This is a genomic window from Pseudomonas sp. GD03875, from assembly GCF_029840585.1.
GTDB lineage: Bacteria > Pseudomonadota > Gammaproteobacteria > Pseudomonadales > Pseudomonadaceae > Aquipseudomonas > Aquipseudomonas paralcaligenes.
Genome location: NZ_JAOCCV010000004.1, coordinates 21,058 through 40,502 on the forward strand (window position 1 = coordinate 21,058; position 19,445 = coordinate 40,502).

The 19,445-nt window shown below is 67.6% G+C and carries 19 protein-coding genes and 1 pseudogene; 7 read left to right on the forward strand and 13 right to left on the reverse strand.

Annotated elements, in window-relative coordinates; translation table 11 throughout:
• Window positions 1-153 precede the first annotated feature (153 nt).
• From thiS to N5D30_RS04425, 4 genes are all read left to right on the forward strand, one after another.
• Complete coding sequence (thiS, locus tag N5D30_RS04410) at window positions 154-354, forward strand: sulfur carrier protein ThiS (RefSeq protein WP_220812428.1); 201 nt, start codon at window positions 154-156, stop codon at window positions 352-354.
• Between the two features lie 17 nt (window positions 355-371).
• The gene (locus tag N5D30_RS04415; RefSeq protein WP_279907847.1) at window positions 372-1,163 is read left to right on the forward strand and encodes a thiazole synthase; all 792 of its coding nucleotides are present in this window, start codon (window positions 372-374) and stop codon (window positions 1,161-1,163) included.
• Window positions 1,164-1,369: 206 nt separating this feature from the next.
• On the forward strand, window positions 1,370-2,041 hold the full coding sequence (gene trmB / locus N5D30_RS04420; protein WP_279908066.1) for a tRNA (guanosine(46)-N7)-methyltransferase TrmB: 672 nt from the start codon (window positions 1,370-1,372) through the stop codon (window positions 2,039-2,041).
• A 179-nt stretch (window positions 2,042-2,220) separates the two neighbouring features.
• The gene (locus N5D30_RS04425) at window positions 2,221-3,537 is read left to right on the forward strand and encodes a DUF1329 domain-containing protein (protein ID WP_220812426.1); all 1,317 of its coding nucleotides are present in this window, start codon (window positions 2,221-2,223) and stop codon (window positions 3,535-3,537) included.
• Between the two features lie 60 nt (window positions 3,538-3,597).
• Here the strand turns inward: N5D30_RS04425 and yrfG are convergent, their stop codons facing one another.
• The gene (gene yrfG / locus N5D30_RS04430) at window positions 3,598-4,272 is read right to left on the reverse strand and encodes a GMP/IMP nucleotidase (RefSeq protein WP_279907848.1); all 675 of its coding nucleotides are present in this window, start codon (window positions 4,270-4,272) and stop codon (window positions 3,598-3,600) included.
• Window positions 4,273-4,364: 92 nt separating this feature from the next.
• Here yrfG and nudE point away from each other — a divergent pair, with 92 nt between their 5' ends.
• The 3 genes and pseudogenes from nudE to N5D30_RS04445 all read left to right on the forward strand — a co-directional run bounded on the left by nudE (window position 4,365) and on the right by N5D30_RS04445 (window position 6,423).
• Window positions 4,365-4,931: an ADP compounds hydrolase NudE gene (gene nudE / locus N5D30_RS04435; protein ID WP_220812424.1), complete on the forward strand. Its 567-nt coding sequence runs from the start codon at window positions 4,365-4,367 to the stop codon at window positions 4,929-4,931.
• Window positions 4,928-5,749 carry a 3'(2'),5'-bisphosphate nucleotidase CysQ gene (gene cysQ, locus N5D30_RS04440; protein ID WP_220812423.1) on the forward strand — a complete coding sequence of 274 codons (822 nt, stop codon included), beginning with the start codon at window positions 4,928-4,930 and terminating at the stop codon, window positions 5,747-5,749. The genes nudE and cysQ overlap by 4 nt, the downstream gene beginning before the upstream one ends.
• Window positions 5,750-5,948: 199 nt before the next feature.
• Window positions 5,949-6,423, forward strand: a pseudogene (locus N5D30_RS04445) (YiiD C-terminal domain-containing protein).
• Window positions 6,424-6,502: 79 nt separating this feature from the next.
• On the opposite strand, the gene N5D30_RS04450 reads toward N5D30_RS04445, so the two are convergent.
• From N5D30_RS04450 to N5D30_RS04505, 12 genes are all read right to left on the reverse strand, one after another.
• Window positions 6,503-8,383 carry a beta-ketoacyl synthase gene (locus N5D30_RS04450; RefSeq protein ID WP_279907849.1) on the reverse strand — a complete coding sequence of 627 codons (1,881 nt, stop codon included), beginning with the start codon at window positions 8,381-8,383 and terminating at the stop codon, window positions 6,503-6,505.
• Window positions 8,384-8,564: 181 nt separating this feature from the next.
• Window positions 8,565-9,491: a carbamate kinase gene (arcC, locus tag N5D30_RS04455; RefSeq protein ID WP_220812420.1), complete on the reverse strand. Its 927-nt coding sequence runs from the start codon at window positions 9,489-9,491 to the stop codon at window positions 8,565-8,567.
• 139 nt (window positions 9,492-9,630) lie between these two features.
• Window positions 9,631-10,641, reverse strand: coding sequence for an ornithine carbamoyltransferase (locus tag N5D30_RS04460; protein ID WP_279907850.1), 1,011 nt, complete (start codon window positions 10,639-10,641; stop codon window positions 9,631-9,633).
• Between the two features lie 69 nt (window positions 10,642-10,710).
• The gene (gene arcA / locus N5D30_RS04465; protein ID WP_279907851.1) at window positions 10,711-11,961 is read right to left on the reverse strand and encodes an arginine deiminase; all 1,251 of its coding nucleotides are present in this window, start codon (window positions 11,959-11,961) and stop codon (window positions 10,711-10,713) included.
• A 15-nt stretch (window positions 11,962-11,976) separates the two neighbouring features.
• A complete protein-coding gene (gene arcD, locus N5D30_RS04470) occupies window positions 11,977-13,404 on the reverse strand; it encodes an arginine-ornithine antiporter (protein ID WP_279904643.1) in 1,428 nt (475 codons plus the stop codon).
• Between the two features lie 382 nt (window positions 13,405-13,786).
• A complete protein-coding gene (locus tag N5D30_RS04475) occupies window positions 13,787-14,110 on the reverse strand; it encodes a DUF3392 domain-containing protein (protein ID WP_220812416.1) in 324 nt (107 codons plus the stop codon).
• A gap of 27 nt (window positions 14,111-14,137) precedes the next feature.
• Window positions 14,138-15,292 (reverse strand): GGDEF domain-containing protein, encoded by a 1,155-nt coding sequence (locus tag N5D30_RS04480; protein WP_279907853.1) that lies wholly within the window; start codon window positions 15,290-15,292, stop codon window positions 14,138-14,140.
• Between the two features lie 58 nt (window positions 15,293-15,350).
• The gene (hemW, locus tag N5D30_RS04485; RefSeq protein ID WP_279907854.1) at window positions 15,351-16,553 is read right to left on the reverse strand and encodes a radical SAM family heme chaperone HemW; all 1,203 of its coding nucleotides are present in this window, start codon (window positions 16,551-16,553) and stop codon (window positions 15,351-15,353) included.
• Window positions 16,550-17,140, reverse strand: a complete 591-nt coding sequence (gene rdgB, locus N5D30_RS04490) for an RdgB/HAM1 family non-canonical purine NTP pyrophosphatase (protein WP_279907855.1) — start codon at window positions 17,138-17,140, stop codon at window positions 16,550-16,552. The genes hemW and rdgB overlap by 4 nt, the downstream gene beginning before the upstream one ends.
• 2 nt (window positions 17,141-17,142) lie before the next feature.
• Window positions 17,143-17,562: a DUF4426 domain-containing protein gene (locus N5D30_RS04495; protein ID WP_279907856.1), complete on the reverse strand. Its 420-nt coding sequence runs from the start codon at window positions 17,560-17,562 to the stop codon at window positions 17,143-17,145.
• A gap of 25 nt (window positions 17,563-17,587) precedes the next feature.
• Entirely contained in the window at window positions 17,588-18,208 is a 621-nt protein-coding gene (gene metW, locus N5D30_RS04500) for a methionine biosynthesis protein MetW (RefSeq protein WP_279904656.1), read from the reverse strand.
• A 2-nt stretch (window positions 18,209-18,210) separates the two neighbouring features.
• Window positions 18,211-19,350: a homoserine O-acetyltransferase gene (locus tag N5D30_RS04505; protein ID WP_279907857.1), complete on the reverse strand. Its 1,140-nt coding sequence runs from the start codon at window positions 19,348-19,350 to the stop codon at window positions 18,211-18,213.
• Window positions 19,351-19,445: the final 95 nt, after the last annotated feature.

A 19,445-nucleotide genomic window follows, 5' to 3' on the forward strand; every position in this document is an offset into this window, starting at 1 on the left:
CCATAGGACTGCCTCGCTAGGTCCCCGCCTTCGCGGGGATGGCGGGGCAGAGCGGCTGCTGGCCCGGTTGCCCGGGTATCGGACGCACATGCCTTGGTCAGTGCCGCCGATAGAGCTAGAATGCCGACCCTTTCATGATCTGACCGCCCAGCCATGCACATCCAGTTGAACGGCCAACCCTTCGAGCTGCCCGCCGGCGCCACCGTCGCCGACCTGCTCGTGCGCCTGGACGCAACCGGCAAGCGCGTGGCGGTCGAGCTCAACCTGGACATCGTGCCGCGCAGCCAGCACGGTACGACCGTCCTGCACGACGGCGACCAGCTGGAAGTCGTCCACGCCATCGGCGGCGGCTAGTCGCCCGAGGAACTGCCATGAGCGCCATCATCGACAAGCCCTTCACCCTGGCCGGCCGCACCTACGAGTCGCGCCTGCTGGTGGGCACCGGCAAGTACAAGGACCTCGAGGAGACCCGCCTGGCCATCGAGGCCAGCGGTGCCGAGATCGTCACCGTGGCCGTGCGCCGGACCAACATCGGGCAGAACCCGGGCGAGCCGAACCTGCTGGATGTGATCTCGCCGGACAAGTACACCATCCTCCCCAACACCGCCGGCTGCTTCAACGCCGAGGAAGCGGTGCGCACCTGCCGCCTGGCCCGCGAACTGCTGGACGGCCGCGCGCTGGTCAAGCTGGAAGTGCTGGCCGATCAGAAGACCCTGTTCCCCAACGTGATCGAGACCCTCAAGGCCGCCGAAGTGCTGGTCAAGGAAGGCTTCGACGTGATGGTGTACACCAGCGACGACCCGATCATCGCCCGCCAGCTGGCCGAGATGGGCTGCATCGCGGTGATGCCGCTGGCCGGCCTGATCGGCACCGGGCTGGGCATCTGTAACCCGTACAACCTGCGCATCATCCTCGAAGAGGCGACAGTGCCGGTGCTGGTCGACGCCGGCGTGGGCACCGCCTCCGACGCCACCATCGCCATGGAGCTGGGCTGCGAGGCGGTGCTGATGAACAGCGCCATCGCCCATGCCCAGGACCCGGTGCTGATGGGCGCGGCCATGAAGCACGCGATCATCGCCGGGCGCATGGCCTACCTGGCCGGACGCATGCCGAAGAAGCTCTATGCCAGCGCGTCGTCGCCGCTGGATGGCCTGATCAAGTAGGAGCCTGTTCAAACACTCGCGAGAGCTTAGGCGCAGTTGTAGGAGCGGCCTTGGCCGCGAACCGAGAGGGCACCGTAAAAGCTTCGCGGCCAAGGCCGCTCCCACGGCATGTTTTCCCGCATGCGACAGAGATTCTGAACAGGTTCCAAGAGCATTCCATGAGCGACATCATCGAGTCGGCGGGCGAAGGCGCCGCCGAACGCCCGCTGCGCGGCATCAAGAGTTTCGTCATGCGTTCCGGGCGCATGACCGAGGGCCAGCAGCGCGGTCTGGACCAGGGCTGGCCGAAGTTCGGCCTGGAGCTGGCCGACGGCCCGCGCGATTTCGACCAGGTGTTCGGCCGCAGCGCGCCGCGCACCTTCGAGATCGGCTTCGGCATGGGCCACGCCACCCTGGAGATGGCCGCCGCCGCGCCGGAGCAGGATTTCATCGGCGTGGAAGTGCACAAGCCGGGCGTCGGCGCCCTGCTCAACGGCATGCTGACTCAGGACCTGAGCAACATCCGCGTGTACAGCTGCGATGCCCTGGAAGTGCTGCGCGACTGCGTGGCCGACGCCAGCCTCGACCGCGTGCTGCTGTTCTTCCCCGACCCCTGGCACAAGGCCCGCCACCACAAGCGGCGCATCGTCCAGCCGGCCTTCGCCGAACTGGTGCGACGCAAGCTCAAGGTCGGCGGCATCCTGCACATGGCCACCGATTGGCAGGCATACGCGGAGCATATGCTGGAGGTAATGTCGCTGGCACCGGGCTACCATAATCTGGCGGGCGCTTCCGGTTACGTGGAGCGCCCCAGCGAGCGCCCGGTGACCAAGTTCGAGAAGCGTGGAGAGCGCCTCGGCCACGGAGTCTGGGATCTCAAGTTCCAGCGCTGCGAATAAGCATTCAGGGCTCCGCCGGACGCGGAGCCGATACGACCGGGACCACCCGGCGCCAGGATGGCCACCTCACCCAACGGCAATCTGCGAGCGCGACCTACACTGGTCGTACGTATAAGAGCAGCGACGCCTGAGCGCGTCGCGAGGAGAACGCTGTGCTGAGAACTATTGCAGTCCTGTCTATGGCAGTGGCTTTCGCCCTGCCGGCCCATGCGCGTGTCGATGCTGCCCAGGCCGCTCGTCTCGGGCAAGACCTGACGCCCCTGGGGGGGGAGCGCGCCGGCAACGCGGCCGGCACCATTCCGTCGTGGGAGGGCGGAGTCAAGCCGCCGGCCAGCTACCAGTCCGGCATGCACCATCCGGACCCCTTCGCCGCCGATGCCGAGCTGTATCGCGTCGACAAGAACAACCTGGCCCAGTACAAGGCGCTGCTGACGCCCGGCTACCAGAAGCTGCTGGAGCGCAGCCCCGACTACTACCTGCGGGTGTTCCCGAGCCGTCGCAGCGCCGCCGTGCCGGAGCGCATCTACGACGCTACCCGCTCCAACGCCACCAACGCCTCGCTGATCGCCGGCGGCAACGGCATCGAGGGCGCCGCGGCGGGGATTCCCTTCCCGATCCCGCAGAACGGCCAGGAAGCGATCTGGAACCACATCACCCGCTACCGCGGCGAGCAGACCCGCATGACCACCAACCATGCCGCCGTGCTGGCGAGTGGTGACTACACCCTGGTCAAGCGCGAGCGCGACCTGATGTTCGTCTATGGACGCGAGGGCATGACCCCGGCCGACCTGGACAACACCCTGTTCTACTACAAGTACGTGGTCACCGCGCCGAGCAAGCTGGCCGGCTCCGCCCTGGTGGTGCAGGAGACCCTCGACCAGGTGCTGGCGATCCGCAAGGCCTGGCGCTTCAGCCGGGGCGAGCGCCGGGTGCGCCGCCTGCCGATGCTGGCCTACGAGGCGATGCAGCCGGATACCAGCGGCATGGCCACCGCCGACGTGGTGGACGCCTACAACGGCGCGCCGGATCGCTACGACTGGACGCTGGAGGGCAAGCGCGAAATGCTGGTGCCCTACAACAGCTACGCCGTGCACCAGAAAGGCATCGCCTACGAGAAGATCCTGCAGAAGAAACACGTCAATCCCGAGCTGCTGCGCCATGAGCTGCACCGCGTGTGGGTGGTCGACGCCAAGCTGCGCAAGGGCCACAGCCATCCCTACGCCGAGCGCCGCTTCTACATCGACGAGGACAGCTGGCAGATCCTCGCCGTCGACCTGTACGACAAGAACGGCGAGCTGGTCGGTCTGCAGGAGGCGCATCCGATCAACTACTACGACGTGCCGATGTTCCTCAGCACCCTGGAGACCATCTACGACTTCAAGGGCGGTCGCTACTTCGTCGATGGCCTGGACAACAACGAGCCGATGTACAACTTCGACGTACAGTTGAAGAAGAACGACTTCAACGCCGCCGCGCTGCGTCGCGAGGGTATCTGACGTTCACTGGTCCCGCGCCCGATCAAGGCCCGCCTCGGCGGGCCTTTTCGTGTCCGGCGTTCAGGCCGTCAGCGACAGCTGGGCGCCGAGCTGGCGGTAGTCCTCGACCGCGGCGAATTCCTCGGTGTCCCGGGCCTGGCCGCGGCTGTCGGGCTGGCGCACCGCCAGCAGGTGGGCGACGCCGTAGCGTCCGGCGGCGCGCAGGATCGGCAGGCTGTCGTCGATGAACAGGCTGCGCGCCGGCTCGAAGGGGAAGTCCTGCTGCAGGGCGAACCAGAACTGTTGGTCTTCCTTGGGGAAGCCGTAGTCGTGGGAGCTGATCAGGCGGTCGAAATAGGGCGCCAGCTCGACCTTCTCCAGCTTCAGCGACAGCGAGTCGCGGTGCGCGTTGGTGATCAGCACCACGCGCTTGCCGGCGTCGCGCAGGGCGCTGAGGAACAGGTCGGCGTCCGGGCGCAGGGCGATCAGGTGGGCCACCTCGCGCTTGAGGTCGCGCACCGACAGGTTCAGCTCGCGGCTCCAGAAGTCCGTGCAGTACCAGGGCAGGGTGCCGGCGTGGCTGCGGAACAGCGGCAGCAGCTCGGCGTCGGCCGCCTCGCGGGTGATGCCGTGCAGTTCGGCGTAGCGCAGCGGCAGATGTTCCAGCCAGAAGTGGTTGTCGAAGTGCAGGTCGAGCAGGGTGCCGTCCATGTCGAGCAGGACGGTATCGATGTAGGCCCAGGGCAGCTGAGGCATGGCAAAGTCCGGAAACAGACGGAGAGCGAATATCCCGCACGGACATTCCGGGGGAGCGGGGTATGATACCCGTTCGAATCAAGGAGCGAATGATGCGTGAGAAACCCCAGGTGCTGGCCCGCGAGATCGTCGCCAGCAGCCGCCTGTTCCGCGTCGAAGAGCTGCAGCTGCGCTTCGCCAATGGCGTCGAGCGCACCTACGAGCGGCTGGTGGGCAAGGGCTCGGGCTACGGCGCGGTGATGGTGGTGGCGCTGCTCGACGCCGAGCACGCCGTGCTGGTCGAGGAGTACTGCGCCGGCACCGATGACTACCAGCTGTCGCTGCCCAAGGGGCTGATCGAGCCCGGCGAGGACGTGCTGGTGGCCGCCGACCGTGAACTCAAGGAGGAGGCCGGCTTCGGTGCCGAGCGCCTGGAGCTGCTCGCCGAGCTGAGCCTGTCGCCCGGCTACATGAGCCAGAAGATCCAGGTGGTGCTGGCCCGCGGTCTCTACGAAGAGCGCCTGCCGGGCGATGAGCCCGAGCCGATGCGGGTGGACAAGGTCAGCCTGCGTGAACTCAGCGATCTGATCCGCCATCCGCAGTTCACCGAAGGCCGCGCCCTGGCCGCCCTCTATCTGGTCCGCGACCTGCTGACCCAACGTGGAGAATTCAAGCCGTGAGCCATCCCTATCTGCCCGCGGTGATCGCCCTGGTGCAACGCGCCGGCCAGGCCACCCTGCCGCACTGGCGCAACGACGTGGCGGTGATCGAGAAGGCCGACGCCTCGCCCGTTACCGCCGCCGACCTGGCCGCCCATGAAATCCTCGCCGCCGGCCTGCGCCAGCTGGCGCCGGACGTGCCGGTGCTGTCCGAGGAGGATGCCGGCATCCCCTTCGCCGAGCGTGCCGAGTGGCAGCGCTGGTGGCTGGTGGACCCGCTGGACGGCACCAAGGAGTTCATCTCCGGCAGCGAGGAATTCACCGTCAACGTCGCCCTGATCGAACGCGGCCGCGTGGTGTTCGGCGTGGTCGGCGTGCCGGCCAATGGCCGCTGCTACTTCGGCGGCGCCGGCCTGGGTGCCTGGCGTCAGGCGCCGGACGGCGAGCCCGAGGCCATCGCCGTGCGCCTGGCGCCGGCCGAGGCCTTCACCCTGGTGGCCAGCAAGCGCCACTCCAGCCCTGCCCAGGAACGCCTGCTGGCCGGCCTGAGCGAGCGCTTCGGCGATCTGCAGCTGGCCAACATCGGCAGCTCACTGAAGTTCTGCCTGCTGGCCGAGGGCAACGCCGACTGCTATCCGCGCCTGGCGCCCACTTCGCAGTGGGACACCGCCGCGGCCCAGGGCGTGCTGGAAGGCGCCGGCGGCGAAGTGCTCGACCTCAAGGGCGAGGCGCTGACCTACGAGGCGCGCGAGAGCTACCTCAACCCGTCCTTCCTCGGCCTGCCCCAGGCCGCCGAATGGCGCGCCGAGCTGATCCAGTTGGCCCGCGCGCTGGACTGAGTCCGCGCAGGGGCTGCTGCGCGTCGGCCTGGCTGTGTTAAAAGTGGGTTCGGCAAGCAGCTTGCTGCTAACGCGCTTTAGCGCGGCCCGAAGGGTGAGCGGAGCGAGTCATGCTCATTTACTACAAGTAAACTCCGCTTCCTCACCCACTTTTGCCTCGCCAGGCTCTAGCTCGCGAGCCCCTGCACCGACTCAGAATATGAATGATGATCGCGCCTACCTGGAGCAGCTGCTGCACCAGGATATCCCGCTGACCCAGGCCCTCGGCCTGGGTGTGCTGGGCTGGCGCGAGGGCGAGCTGCGCCTGGGCCTGCCGCTGGCGGCCAACCTCAACCACAAGAGCAGCATGTTCGGTGGCAGCCTGTACTGCGGTGCGGTGCGGTGCGGTGCGGTGCGGTGCGGTGCTGGCCGGCTGGGGCTGGCTGCACCTGAGCCTGCGCGAGGCGGGGATCACCGATGGCCATATTGTCATCCAGCAGGGCCAGATCGACTATGCCGAGCCGGTCCTGAGCGATGCCGTGGCGGCCTGCGCGGCACCGCCACTGGTCGAGTGGGAGAAATTCCTGGCCTTGTACCGGCGCCGCGGCATGGCGCGGATCAGGCTGCACAGCCGCATCCTCGTCGGCGACGCCAAGGCGGTGCGTTTCAACGGGCAGTACGTGCTGCACCGCTGAGGCCGCCGCGTAGGGTGCGCCGTGCGCACCGGGGGCTCGCACGGACTTGCTGGTGCGCATGGCGCACCCTACAGCCCGCTTACAGCATGTCGCTGTAGCGCTCGTCCTTCCTGTACAGCAGCGGCTGGGCGAAGCCCGGCACCTGGATGCCCTCGGCGCTGAACCGCAGCTGCTGGTCGTCGATCAGGTCGCGGCCGAAGTTGTAGAGAATGTCGTACTGCCCGCGCAGCGCCTGCTGGTCGTACGCCTCGGCGGCGGCGCGGGTGGTTTCGCGCCTGGCCTGCCAGGCGGCGAAGGCGGCTTCGCCGTGGCGCTTGCGCAGCATGCGTTCGGCCACCTGCGGCGCCAGCACAACGCCGGTGGCGTTGTTGCCGCCGAAGCCCTTGGAGTTGACGAAGCAGACTTCCATGTCGGCCTGGCGGTCGTGGGTCTCCAGTCTCAGGTGCTCGCGGTGCACGTCGTCGGCCACCTTGTCGATGGTCTTCAGGCCCGGCAGCAGGCCGTGGCGGAAGGTGCCGAGGGCGGCGATCACCTGGTCGCCGCTGGCGGTGGCCAGGGAGTGGCCGAGGAAGGCCTTCACCGCGGTGATCGGCCATTGCTCGATGCCGAAGGCGGCGGCGACCCGGTCCAGCAGTTCGGATTCGGTGACCCGGTTGGCCGGGGTGCTGGAGCCGTGGGCGTGGACGAAGCTGCGCTGGCGCACGCCGTCCATGCCCACCAGCTGGGCGGCGCTGGCCACGGCCTTGGCCAGGGTCAGGTAGTTGCCCGGGCCGGGGGCGGAGATGGATTTCTTGAAGCCGTCGGCGTTGATGAACACGTCCGGCACCGCGCCGTGGATGTCGGCGCCCAGCTCCAGGGCCAGAGCGTCGTCCATCAGCACCAGGAACTGGCAGGACTCGGAGAGGGTGAAGCCGCAGTTGTCGCCGAACGGCCGGCTGGCGCGCTGGAAGTCGACCTCGTCCCGGCCCTCGATCCGGCGCAGGCCGTCCTCGGTGGCCAGGGCGCCCATGGCGCCGTAGCCGTCGATGATCTCGGCGGTGACCGGCGCCTCGGCGTTGCCGACCAGGGCCACCCGGGCCTGGCCGCTGGCGATCTGTTCGATGGCCTTCTGCAGGTTGTAGAGGAAGGTGGCGCAGGCGCCGGTGACGCTGCCGGTGGTGCCGACGCTGCCCAGCACGTAGGCGTTGATGAAGTCGGCCGGCATGCTGTTGAGGCCCAGCGGGCACTGCTTGGCGGTGACCCGGCCGCCCTTGAGGCGCGACTGCAGCATACCGCCGAAGCCGTATTCGTCGAGTTGGCTCATGATGCTGCCGGCGAACACCGCCACTTCGTCCGGCTGCACGTGGTCCTGGATGGTGCGCCAGTCCAGGCCGGTGGAGCGCAGGGCATCGGTGGCGCCGGTCACCGCCAGTTGCAAGCCGCGCGGGTGGAAGTGGGAGTGGTACAGCTCGCCCGGCTCGAAGCCGGAAGGCAGCTGGCCGGCGGATTTCACCGGCAGGGCGCGGTAGCTGTCGACCTTGAATTCGCAGCTCTCCGCCAGGGTCACGCGCACCTGCTGGTCGCCCACGTCTTCTACCTGCCAGCTGGCCGGCAGTGGCTCGGGCAGTTGCTTGCGCAGGGTGGTGAACTGGGCACCGGCGACGGCGAGGTTCTTCTGCCAGTGCACCGCGTCCACGTCCAGGTGGCGCTTCTCGATGCGCCGTACCAGGGTGCCGGCGAGGATTTCGGCGCCATGCCGCGCCTCGATCTCGGCCGGGGTCAGGGGCTGGCCGTCGAGGCTCTGGAAGCGGCCGTCGACCACCTGCACCCGCTTCATCATCACGGCCAGGCCGGCCAGGGTCTCCTGGCGGGTGGTGGCGTCCAGGGATTCCTGGACGATGCGGCGGAAGCCATGGTGGAACGAGCTTCTGCCCGCGGCGTTATAGCCGCCGAAGCCGACGATGACGGGAAGACGAGACATCACGCAAAACTCCTTCGATCGCCCCGGCAGGCGTTGTCGTTGGCAATGGCCGGTCCGGCCAGGCGGTGATTACCGGTGGCGACTCAAAATGAATCGGGATGTCAGGATGACGCAGGTCGTGACTGTCAGGTCACGACCTGCCTGCGCGGTGGTGGGGAAACGGGGCTGCACGCCCGTCGTTTCAGCGGTAGCTGAGGCCGGGTTCGGCGGTGCTGATGCGGGTGCCGGAGGTGCCCTGGACGATGGCTTCGATGTTGCCCAGCGAGCCGATCACCGCGACCTGCCCGGTGTTGCGGGCGAACTCGCAGGCGGCCTGCACCTTGGGCCCCATGGAGCCGGCGGCGAAGCCGAGGCGTTCCAGTTCGTCCGGGTGGGCCTGGGCGATGGCCTTCTGGGTCGGCTTGCCCCAGTCGATGTAGGCCGCGTCCACGTCGGTGGCGATCACCAGCAGGTCGCTGGACAGCTGTTCGGCCAGCAGGGCCGAGCACAGGTCCTTGTCGATCACCGCCTCCACGCCGCGCAGCTTCTGGCCGTCATACATGGTGGGGATGCCGCCGCCGCCGGCGCAGACCACTACCGTGCCTTTTTCCAGCAGCCACTTGATCGGGCGGATCTCGAAGATGCGCTGCGGCCTCGGGCTGGCCACCACGCGGCGGAACTTGTCGCCGTCCGGGGCGATGCTCCAGCCCTTCTCGGCGGCCAGGCGCTCGGCCTCTTCCTTGGCGTAGACCGGGCCGATGGGCTTGGTCGGGTTGCGGAAGGCCGGGTCGCCGCCGTCCACCTCGACCTGGGTGAGGATGGTGGCGAAGGGCACTTCGAACGGCAGCAGGTTGCCCAGCTCCTGTTCGATCATGTAGCCGATCATGCCTTCGGTCTCGGCGCCGAGCACGTCGAGCGGGTAGGGGTTGGCCGGGTCGTAGGCGTTGCCCTGCAGGGCCAGCAGGCCGACCTGGGGGCCGTTGCCGTGGGCGATCACCAGTTCGTTGCCCGGCGCCACCTTGGCGATCTGCTCGCAGGCGATGCGCACGTTCTCGCGCTGGTTGTCCGCGGTCATGGCCTCGCCACGCCGCAGCAGGGCGTTGCCGCCCAAGGCGATGACTAGTCGCATTTGCTTCTCCTTGTTCGTTTTCCCTCTCCCTCTGGGAGAGGGGACGGGGGCGAGGGACTGTTCGGCAGCACCGAGTGGCCTGCGACGCCCTCACCCTGACCCTCTCCCGGAGGGAGAGGGGATTGTCCGTGCACGCCTGTCAGATGTCGGCCAGGGTCGAGACCAGGATCGCCTTGATGGTGTGCATGCGGTTCTCCGCCTGTTCGAAGGCGATGCACCAGGGCGACTCGAACACGTCCTCGGTGACTTCGATGCCGTTCTTCAGGTTCGGGTACTGCTCGGCGATCTGCTTGCCGACCTTGGTCTCGCTGTTGTGGAACGCCGGCAGGCAGTGCATGAACTTGACCCGCGGGTTGCCGGCGGCCTTCATCAGTTCGGCGTTGACCTGGTACGGCAGCAGTTGCTGGATGCGTTCGCCCCAGGCTTCCACCGGTTCGCCCATGGACACCCAGACGTCGGTGTGGACGAAGTCGACGCCCTTGACCGCTTCCTTCGGGTCTTCGGTGAGGGTGATGCGTGCGCCGCTCTCTTCGGCGAACTTCTGGCACGCGGCGACGTGTTCGTCGGTCGGCCATAGGGCCTTGGGCGCGGCGATGCGCACGTCCATGCCGAGCTTGGCGCCGATCAGCAGCAGCGAGTTGCCCATGTTGTTGCGGGCGTCGCCCAGGTAGGCGTAGCTGATGTCGTGCAGCGGCTTGTCGCTGTGCTCGCGCATGGTCAGCACGTCGGCCAGCATCTGGGTCGGGTGGTATTCGTCGGTGAGGCCGTTGAACACCGGCACGCCGGCGTACTGGGCCAGGTCTTCGACGATCTCCTGCTTGAAGCCGCGGTACTCGATGGCGTCGTACATGCGGCCGAGCACCCGGGCGGTGTCCTTCATGCTTTCCTTGTGGCCGATCTGCGAGGAATTCGGGTCGATGTAGGTGACGTTGGCGCCCTGGTCGTAGGCGGCCACCTCGAAGGCACAGCGGGTGCGGGTGGAGGTCTTCTCGAAGATCAGCGCGATGTTCTTGCGTTGCAGGTGCTGCTGTTCGGTGCCGGTGTACTTGGCGCGCTTGAGGTCGCGGGAGAGGTCCAGCAGGTAGCGCAACTCGCGGGTGCTGTGGTGCATCAGGCTGAGCAGGTTGCGGTTGTGCATGTTGAAAGCCATGGTTCTTGCTCCTTGTGGGTGTGGGAAACCACCGCCCGGCGGCGGGTGGGCCGCCGGGTGGTTTGGCGTTTAGTAGTCGATGGGGTCGCGGACGATCGGGCAGGTCATGCAGTGGCCGCCGCCGCGGCCGCGGCCCAGTTCGCTGGCGCTGATGGTGATGACCTCGACGCCGGCCTTGCGCAGCAGGGTGTTGGTGTAGGTGTTGCGGTCGTAGCCGATGACCACGCCGGGCTCCAGGCAGACCACGTTGTTGCCGTCGTCCCACTGTTCGCGCTCGGCCTCGTAGCTGTCGCCGCCGGTCTCCACCACGCGCAGTTGCTTGAGGTTGAGGGATTCGGCGACCACGTCGAGGAACGACTTGTCCTCGCGGCGCACGTCGATGCCGCCGGGCTTGCTCTCGTCGGGGCGCAGCACGAACGGCACGATGGAGTTGGCCACTTCGGGGAAGATGGTCACCAGGTCGCGGTCGCAGAAGCTGAACACGGTGTCCAGGTGCATGGCGGCGCGCGACCTGCCGAGGCCGGCTACCACGACTCTCTCCGCGGCGCCCTTGGCGAACAGAGCCTGGGCCACCTGGCCGATGGCCTGGTGCGAGCTACGCTCGCCCATGCCGATCAGCACGGTGCCGTTGCCGATCGGCATCACGTCGCCGCCCTCCAGGGTCGCCGCGCCGTGGTCGACGTCGGGGTCGCCGTACCAGATCTGGAAGTCGGCGTTGGCGAAGTCCGGGTGGAACTTGTAGATCGCGCTGGCGAGCAGGGTCTCCTGGCGTCGCGCCGGCCAGTACATCGGGTTGAGGGTGACGCCGCCGTAGATCCAGCAGGTGGTGTCGCGGGTGAACTGGGTGTTGGGCAGCGGCGGGAAGATGAAGCTGGACTCGCCCAGGTAGGCGTTGAACATCTTCGCCACGTCCGAGCCCTTGTGCTTGGCCAGGTCGGCGCCGGACACGCCGCCGATCAGGTATTCGGCGATGCGGCGTGGCTCCAGCCCCTCGATGAAGGAGCGCACTTCGTTCTGCAGGCCGAGGCCGACGCTGTTGGGGGTGATCTTGCGGTCGAGGATCCAGGCCAGCGCGTCCTTGTTCTGGACGGTCTCCTCCAGCAGGTTGTGCATCTCCAGCACCTCGATGCCGCGTTCGCGCATCTTGGTCATGAAGTCGAAGTGGTCGCGCTTGGCCTGGCTGACCCAGATCACGTCGTCGAACAGCAGTTCGTCGCAGTTGGCGGGGGTCAGGCGCAGGTGGGCGAGGCCGGGCGAACAGACCATCACCTTGTGCAGCTTGCCGGCTTCGGAATGGACGCCGAGGGCTTTCTTGGACATATCGAACTCCTTCTCTTACAGACTGAGGAAACCGTCATAGAGGCCGTAGGCGGCGATGGCGGCACCGATCAGGACGGCGGCGAAGATCAGCTTCTCGACACCGGTGAAGATGGGTTGACCCAGCTCGCGCTTGGCCTTGGCGAAGAGGATGACGCCAGGGGCGTAGAGCAGGGCGGAGAGCAGCAGGTACTGGATGCCGGCGGCGTACACCAGCCAGACCGCGTACAGGGTGGAGATGGCGGCGATCAGCAGGTCCTTGTTGCGCTCGCCGGCGGCGTTCTCGTAGGTCTCGCCACGGAAGGCCAGGAGCACCGCGTAGGCGCTGGACCAGAAGTAGGGCACCAGGATCATCGAGGTGGCCAGGTACAGCAGGCTGAGGTAGGTGGAGCTGTTGAACAGGGTGATGACCAGGAACAGCTGGATCAGCCCGTTGGACAGCCACAGCGCGTTGGCCGGGACGTGGTTGACGTTCTCCTTGCGCAGGAACTCCGGCATGGTGTGGTCGCGGGCGCTGGCGAACAGGATCTCGGCGCAGAGCAGGGTCCAGGACAGCAGGGCCCCGGCCAGCGAGACGATCAGGCCGATGGAGATCAGCTGCGCGCCCCAGGGGCCGACCACGTGTTCCAGCACGCCGGCCATGGACGGGTTCTTCAGGCCCGACAGCTCGGCCTGGGTCAGGATGCCCTGGGACAGCACGTTGACCAGCACCAGCAGCAGGAGCACACCGACGAAGCCGATCACCGTGGCCTTGCCGACGTCGCTGCGCTTCTCGGCGCGGGCGGAGAAGATGCTGGCGCCCTCGATGCCGATGAACACCCACACGGTGACCAGCATCATGTTGCGCACCTGGTCCATCACGCTGCCCAGCTCGGTGTTGCCGTTGCCCCAGAAGTCGGTGGTGAACACGTCCATCTTGAAGGCGATGGCGGCGATCACGATGAACAGCGCCAGCGGCACCATCTTGGCGATGGTGGTGACGGTGTTGATGAAGGCCGCTTCCTTGATGCCGCGCAGCACCAGGAAGTGCAGCAGCCAGAGCAGCACCGAGGCGCAGATCACCGCCGGCAGGGTGTTGCCCTCGCCGAACACCGGGAAGAAGTAGCCGAGGGTGGAGAACAGCAGGACCATGTAGCTGACGTTGCCGATCCAGGCGCTGATCCAGTAGCCCCAGGCCGAGGAGAAGCCCATGTAGTCGCCGAAGCCCGCCTTGGCGTAGGCGTAGACCCCGCCGTCCAGCGCGGGCTTGCGGTTGGCCAGGGTCTGGAACACGAAGGCGAGGGTCAGCATGCCCACGCCGGTGATCAGCCAGCCGATCAGCGTCGCACCGGCGCTGGCGCTGGCCGCGATGTTCTGCGGCAGCGAGAAGATGCCGCCGCCGACCATCGAACCCACCACCAGGGCGATGAGCGCCCCCAATCGAAGTTTCTGCGCTGAAGAGGACATCGAACACCTCCAATCCGGAGAGAAGTTATGTCTTATTTAGCGCGCCATTGAGGGGGGTGATATTGACCTCGATCAATAGCGAGCTATCCATTTTTCCAGGCTTTCCCTGCGGGCTCCCGATTGATCCGAGTGGCCTGGCGTGGGGCGAGGAGACTCGCCGCCAAGGTGGTTCCGCTCGTCGATTAGGCGTGGTGGGGGTTTACGTTAGACGAGGTTCTGCTGGGTGCAAGTTTCGCCGCGCGAGGGAGCGGCGCCCGCTCTGCGGCGGGCTGATGGATTGACCGCGTGGTCAGCAAACGGGGTGGGCGCTTGCGCCGGGTTGTACCGTTCGTCGGATGCTTTGGACGGCTCCGTCGCGGTGCCGCCCGGTCCGGGGAAACGGTCAGTTGCGGTCGGCCAGGACGCCGATCAGGAAGAACACCAGCAGCAGGACCGGCGACAGGGTGTAGTTGTTGAAGTAGCCCAGGCCCTTGGCCAGCCAGGGGGTCAGGAAGACCATCGCCAGGCCGTAGCCGACGGCGCAGACCAGCACGAAGATCAGCGTGCGCAGGATGAAGTTGAGGCCGCCGATGGAGCGCTGCACCCAGGCGTTGATGGCCGGGCCGAACAGCACCAGCAGGGTGGCCATGATCGCCAGGGCGATCTCGTACAGGTGCCCGCGGCACCAGCGGGACAGGGTGGCGATCAGGTCGAGTAGCAGGTCCATCTGGAGTCCTCGTGTCGGTCGAAGGGGTCAGCCCTGCTGCACCTGGTTGCGCCCGGCGCGCTTGGCCCGGTACAGCGCGGCGTCGGCGCGCTGCAGCAGCTGTTCCAGGGTCTCGCCCGGCGCGGCGGTGGCGCAGCCGATGCTCAGGGTGATGCTGCGGGCCTCGCCAGCGCGGGTGAATGGTGTATCGGCGACCCGCTGGCGCAGGCGCTCGGCCACCACTATGGCCTGTTCGGCGCTGGCGTCGCGCAGCAGCAGGATGAATTCCTCGCCGCCGTAGCGGCCCAGCGGCTCGTCCGGGCGCAGGGCGGTGCCGAGGGTGGCGACGATGTGCTGCAGCACCGCGTCGCCGGTCTGGTGGCCCAGGGTGTCGTTGACGTGCTTGAAGTGGTCGACGTCGAGCAGCAGCAGGGAGACCGGGCGGCGGCCGCCGGCCAGGGCGCGCTCGGCCATCTCGATGACGATGGTGCGGGTGTAGGCGTTGGTCAGCGCGTCGTGGCTGAGCTGGTGCTCGAGCATCGCGTGCAGACGCTCGTTGAGCATCAGGATGAAGCCGACCGAGATGCAGATCGCCAGCAGGCTGTGGGTGGAGAAATACAGCACGTTGATCGGTGTGGGGGCGAAGAAGTTCTCGCTGCCGGTGTGCGGGGCGAGCACCGCGTTGACGATGCGCAGGCCGGACACCAGCACGTCGAAGAACACCGTGATCGAGGTGAACAGGTAGGGGAAGCGCGCGCTGCCGGGGTGGCGCGGGCGCCGCCGCGAGGTGTCGAGGCCGAACAGGAACAGCAAGCCGCCGGAGACCAGCGAGAAGACAACGACGCGCACCGAGAACAGGTCCTGCACATAGGTGCAGACGACCATCACCAGGCAGGCGACGACCACCGTGGCGGCCAGCAGGCCGTTGCGTGGCGCCAGGCCGAAGAAGGCGCGGCCGCCGGAGTAGATCATCGCCACCGAGGCCAGGCTGGCGGCGTTGGCCACCGTCACCGACAGCAGGTCCGGGACGATGTCGCGCAGGCCGAACAGCGCCGAGCCGCCGGCCAGCACCAGCATCGCCAGGCTCCAGTGGCGCGCGCCGCCGAGGCGCTGGCGGATCGACGTGGGCATCGCGAACAGCACCACGGCCATCAGCAGGCTGAGGGCCGCCAGGATGAAGACGATGCTGCGCGGGTCGAGCACTCGGAGCGCCTGCGGTGGTGGGCTGGGCGCATAGACTACCGGATCGGCATCGCCGCTGTCAGGGCAGGAAGTGCTGGAGCAGATCGTTGAGGAACAGCTGGCCTTCGCGGGTGGCGACCAGGCGCGCGGGATCGGCGGTCAGCAGCTTGCGTGTCTCGGCTTCGCGCCGCGCGGTGGCGAGGCTGGCCAGGGGCAGGCCGGTGCGCCGCTCGAACAGCTCGGCCGGCACGCCGTCGGTCAGGCGCAGCACGTTCATCAGGAACTCGAACGGCAGTTCCTCGGCGTCGAGCGCGCGCTCGCCAGCCTGGAAGGGCTTGGCCGGGTCGAGGTAGTCCTTGGGCAGGCGGGTCTTCCAGGTGCGCACGATGCGCCCGTCCGGCGCGCTCAGCTTGGCGTGGGCGCCGGCGCCGATGCCGAGGAAGTCGCCGAAGGTCCAGTAGTTGAGGTTGTGCCGCGCCGCGCGGCCAGCCTGAGCGTAGGCGGACACCTCGTACTGCGCGTAGCCCTCGGCGGCGAGCAGGGCCTGGCCGGCTTCCTGGATGTCCCACAGCAGGTCGTCTTCGGGCAGCTCGGGCGGCTGGCTCCAGAACACCGTGTTCGGCTCCATGGTCAGCTGGTACCAGGACAGGTGCGTGGGCGCCTGGTCGATGGCGGTGCGCAGGTCGGAGAGGGCGTCCTCGACGCTCTGCCCGGGCAGGCCGTGCATGAGGTCCAGGTTGAAGTTGTCGAAGCCGGCGGCGCGCGCCATGTCCGCCGCGCGCACGGCCTCGTCGCCGTCGTGGATGCGGCCGAGAGCCACGAGTTTGTCGCCCTGGAAGCTCTGCACGCCGATCGACAGGCGGTTGATGCCGAGCGCGCGGTAGTCCCTGAACTTGGCCTGCTCGAAGGTGCCCGGGTTGGCCTCTAGGGTAATCTCGATGTCGTCGGCGAAGCCGACGAGCCGCTCCACGCCCTCCAGCAGCCGGCCGAGGGCGCGGGCGGAGAACAGGCTAGGGGTGCCGCCACCGAAGAAGATCGAGGTCAGCCGGCGGCCGTGGACGTGCCCGGCGTCGGTGTCGAGGTCGGCCAGCAGGGCGTCGACGTAGGCCTCTTCCGGCAGCTCGGGGCCGGCGGCGTGGGAGTTGAAGTCGCAGTACGGGCATTTGCGCACGCACCACGGGATATGAATGTAGGCCGCCAGAGGCGGCAGTTCGAAGCTGCAAGCCCCAAGCTGCAAGCCGCTTTTACTTGAAGCTTGCGGCTTGTGGCTTGCAGCTTTCATAGCCCCAGGCGCTGCTTGAGCAGGGCCATGGCGCGGGCGCGGTGGCTGATGCGGTTCTTCTCGTCGCTGGCCAGCTCGGCGCTGGAGCACTCGCGCTCCGGCACCCAGAACAGCGGGTCGTAGCCGAAGCCCTCGGCGCCACGGGCCTGGTGCAGGATGCGGCCGTGCCACAGGCCCTCGCAGAGGATCGGCAGCGGGTCGTCGGCGTGTCGCACCAGGGCCAGGGCGCAGACGAACTGGGCGCCGCGCTCGGCGTCCGGCACGTCCTTCAGAACCTCCAGCAGCTTGGCGTTGTTGGCCGCGTCGCCCTGGCCATCGGCGTAGCGCGCCGAGTAGATGCCCGGCGCGCCGCCGAGGGCGTCCACCGCCAGGCCGGAGTCGTCGGCCAGCGCCGGCAGGCCGGACACGCGGGCGGCGTTGCGCGCCTTGAGGATGGCGTTCTCGACGAAGGAGAGGCCGGTTTCCTCGGGCTCGATGCTGGAGAATTCGCCCACCGAGCGCACCCGAACGTGCTCGCCCAGCATGGCCTGGAGTTCCTTGAGCTTGCCGGCGTTGTGGCTGGCCAGCACCAGTTCTGTGAAGGGCATGGTCATTCGTCCGGGAACACTTCCTGGTTGAAGGTGAGGGTGTGCGGCGCGCCGCTGCCGACCTGCACGACGATGCTGAAGGTCAGCATCTCGCGCTGGCGCAGCGGGAACTCGGCGAGGTAGTACACCGCGCCGCTTTCCAGCACCTGGCGGAACTCCAGCGCTGTGCTCTGGCCCATCAGGTTCTTCAGCGTACCGCTGACCTGGGCGGGCTGGCCCTTGCCGTCCTTCAGGGCGGCCACGTTGAGCACGCCGACGGTCTTGCTGCGGGTCAGGCCGGCGGCCGCGGCGATGTCGGGCTGCAGGAAGCTGGAGTTGAACACGCTGTAGTGCACGTCCAGTTCGCCGAAGGTCTGTTTGCGTTCGGCGACGGCCGGCAGGGCGAGAAGCAGGCAGAACAATAGGGATGCGAAACGGCGCATGAGTGGTCCTCCGAAGCGTGGCGGGTTAGACGGCTACGCGGTGATCGGCCAGGCCGGACCCGCTGACGCGATAGATGCCGATCTCACCCAACAGGTTAGGCCATAGGCGGCTGCCCAGGTTGTGCCGGTGGGCGTGGTCGACGGCCAGGCGTTCTTCCACTCTGGCGCCCTGCTCCAGGCACAGGCGCTCGAAGTCCTCGAAGGTGCAGAAGTGGATGTTCGGCGTGTTGTACCAGGTGTAGGGCAGGAACTCGGACACCGGCATGCGGCCCTTGGTGGTCAGGTACCAGCGGCAGCGCCAGTGGCCGAAGTTGGGGAAGGTGATGATGCAGGTCTTGCCGACCCGCAGCATTTCCGCCATGACCTTGTCCGGGTAGTGCAGGGCCTGCAGCGACTGGGTCATCACCACCACGTCGAAGCTGTTGTCGGCGAAGTTGCCCAGGCCCTCGTCGAGGTTCTGCTCGATCACGTTGACGCCGCCGGCGATGCACTTGGCGATCTTCTCGGGGTCGATCTCCAGGCCGTAGCCGCTGACGTTCTTGTTGGCGTACAGCCAGGCCAGCAGTTCGCCGTCGCCGCAGCCGAGGTCGAGCACCCGGCTGCCGGCCGGAATCCATTCCTGGATGATCTCCAGATCCGCGCGCATGCTCATACCTCGATCCGTTTCATGTAGGCGCCGAAGGCCTGCAGGTAGCGCGGGATCGGCATCAGGAAGGCGTCGTGGCCCTGCGGTGCGTCGATCTCCAGGTAACTGACGTTCTTCTTCGCCGCCAGCAGGGCGTCGACGATCTCCCGCGAGCGCGCCGGCGAGAAGCGCCAGTCGGTGGTGAAGGACATCACGCAGAAGTCCGCCTTGGCCGCGGCCAGGGTGGCGGCCAGGTCGCCGCCGTGGGCGGCGGCCGGGTCGAAGTAATCGAGCGCCTTGGTCATCAGCAGGTAGGTGTTGGCGTCGAAGCGCCCGGAGAACTCCTCGCCCTGGTAGCGCAGGTAGCTCTCGACCTGGAATTCGACGCTGTGGAAGTCGTAGTTGAGCTTGTCGGTCTTCAGCTCGCGGCCGAATTTCTCGCCCATGGCATCATCGGACAAGTAGGTGATGTGGCCGACCATGCGCGCCAGCATCAGGCCGCGCTTGGGCACCACGCCCTGCTCCTGGAAGTGGCCGCCGTGGAACTCCGGGTCGGTCAGGATCGCCTGACGCGCCACCTCGTTGAAGGCGATGTTCTGCGCCGAGAGCTTGGGCGCCGAGGCGATGGCCAGGCAGTGGCGGACCCGTTCCGGGTGGCTGATGGTCCACTGCAGGGCCTGCATGCCGCCGAGGCTGCCGCCGATCACCGCGGCCCACTGGCGCACGCCGAGCAGGTCGGCCAGGCGTGCCTGGCTGTGCACCCAGTCCTCCACCGTCATCACCGGGAAGTCGGCGCCATAGGGCTTGCCGCTGGCCGAGTTGAGGCTGGAGGGGCCGGTGGAGCCGTTGCAGCCGCCGAGGTTGTTCAGGCTGACGACGAAGAAGCGGTCGGTGTCGATCGGCTTGCCCGGGCCGATGCAGCTGTCCCACCAGCCCGGCTTGCGGTCTTCCACGCTGTGGAAGCCGGCGGCGTGGTGGTGGCCGGACAGCGCGTGGCAGATCAGCACGGCGTTGCTGGCCGAGGCGTTGAGGGTGCCGTAGGTCTCGTAGACCAGCTGGTAGTCGGCCAGGCTGCGGCCGCAGACCAGCGCCAGCGGTTCGCTGAAGCGGGCGACCTGCGGGGTCACCAGGCCTACGGAATCGGCGGGGAAAACGGTCGGCATCGAGCCAGCTCTCGCTGCAGGAAAGTGCAGCAGTCTAAAGAGCACGGCCCCCGGCAGCAAGCGCGGGGGCCGTGGCTAAGCCGCTGATTTGGCTG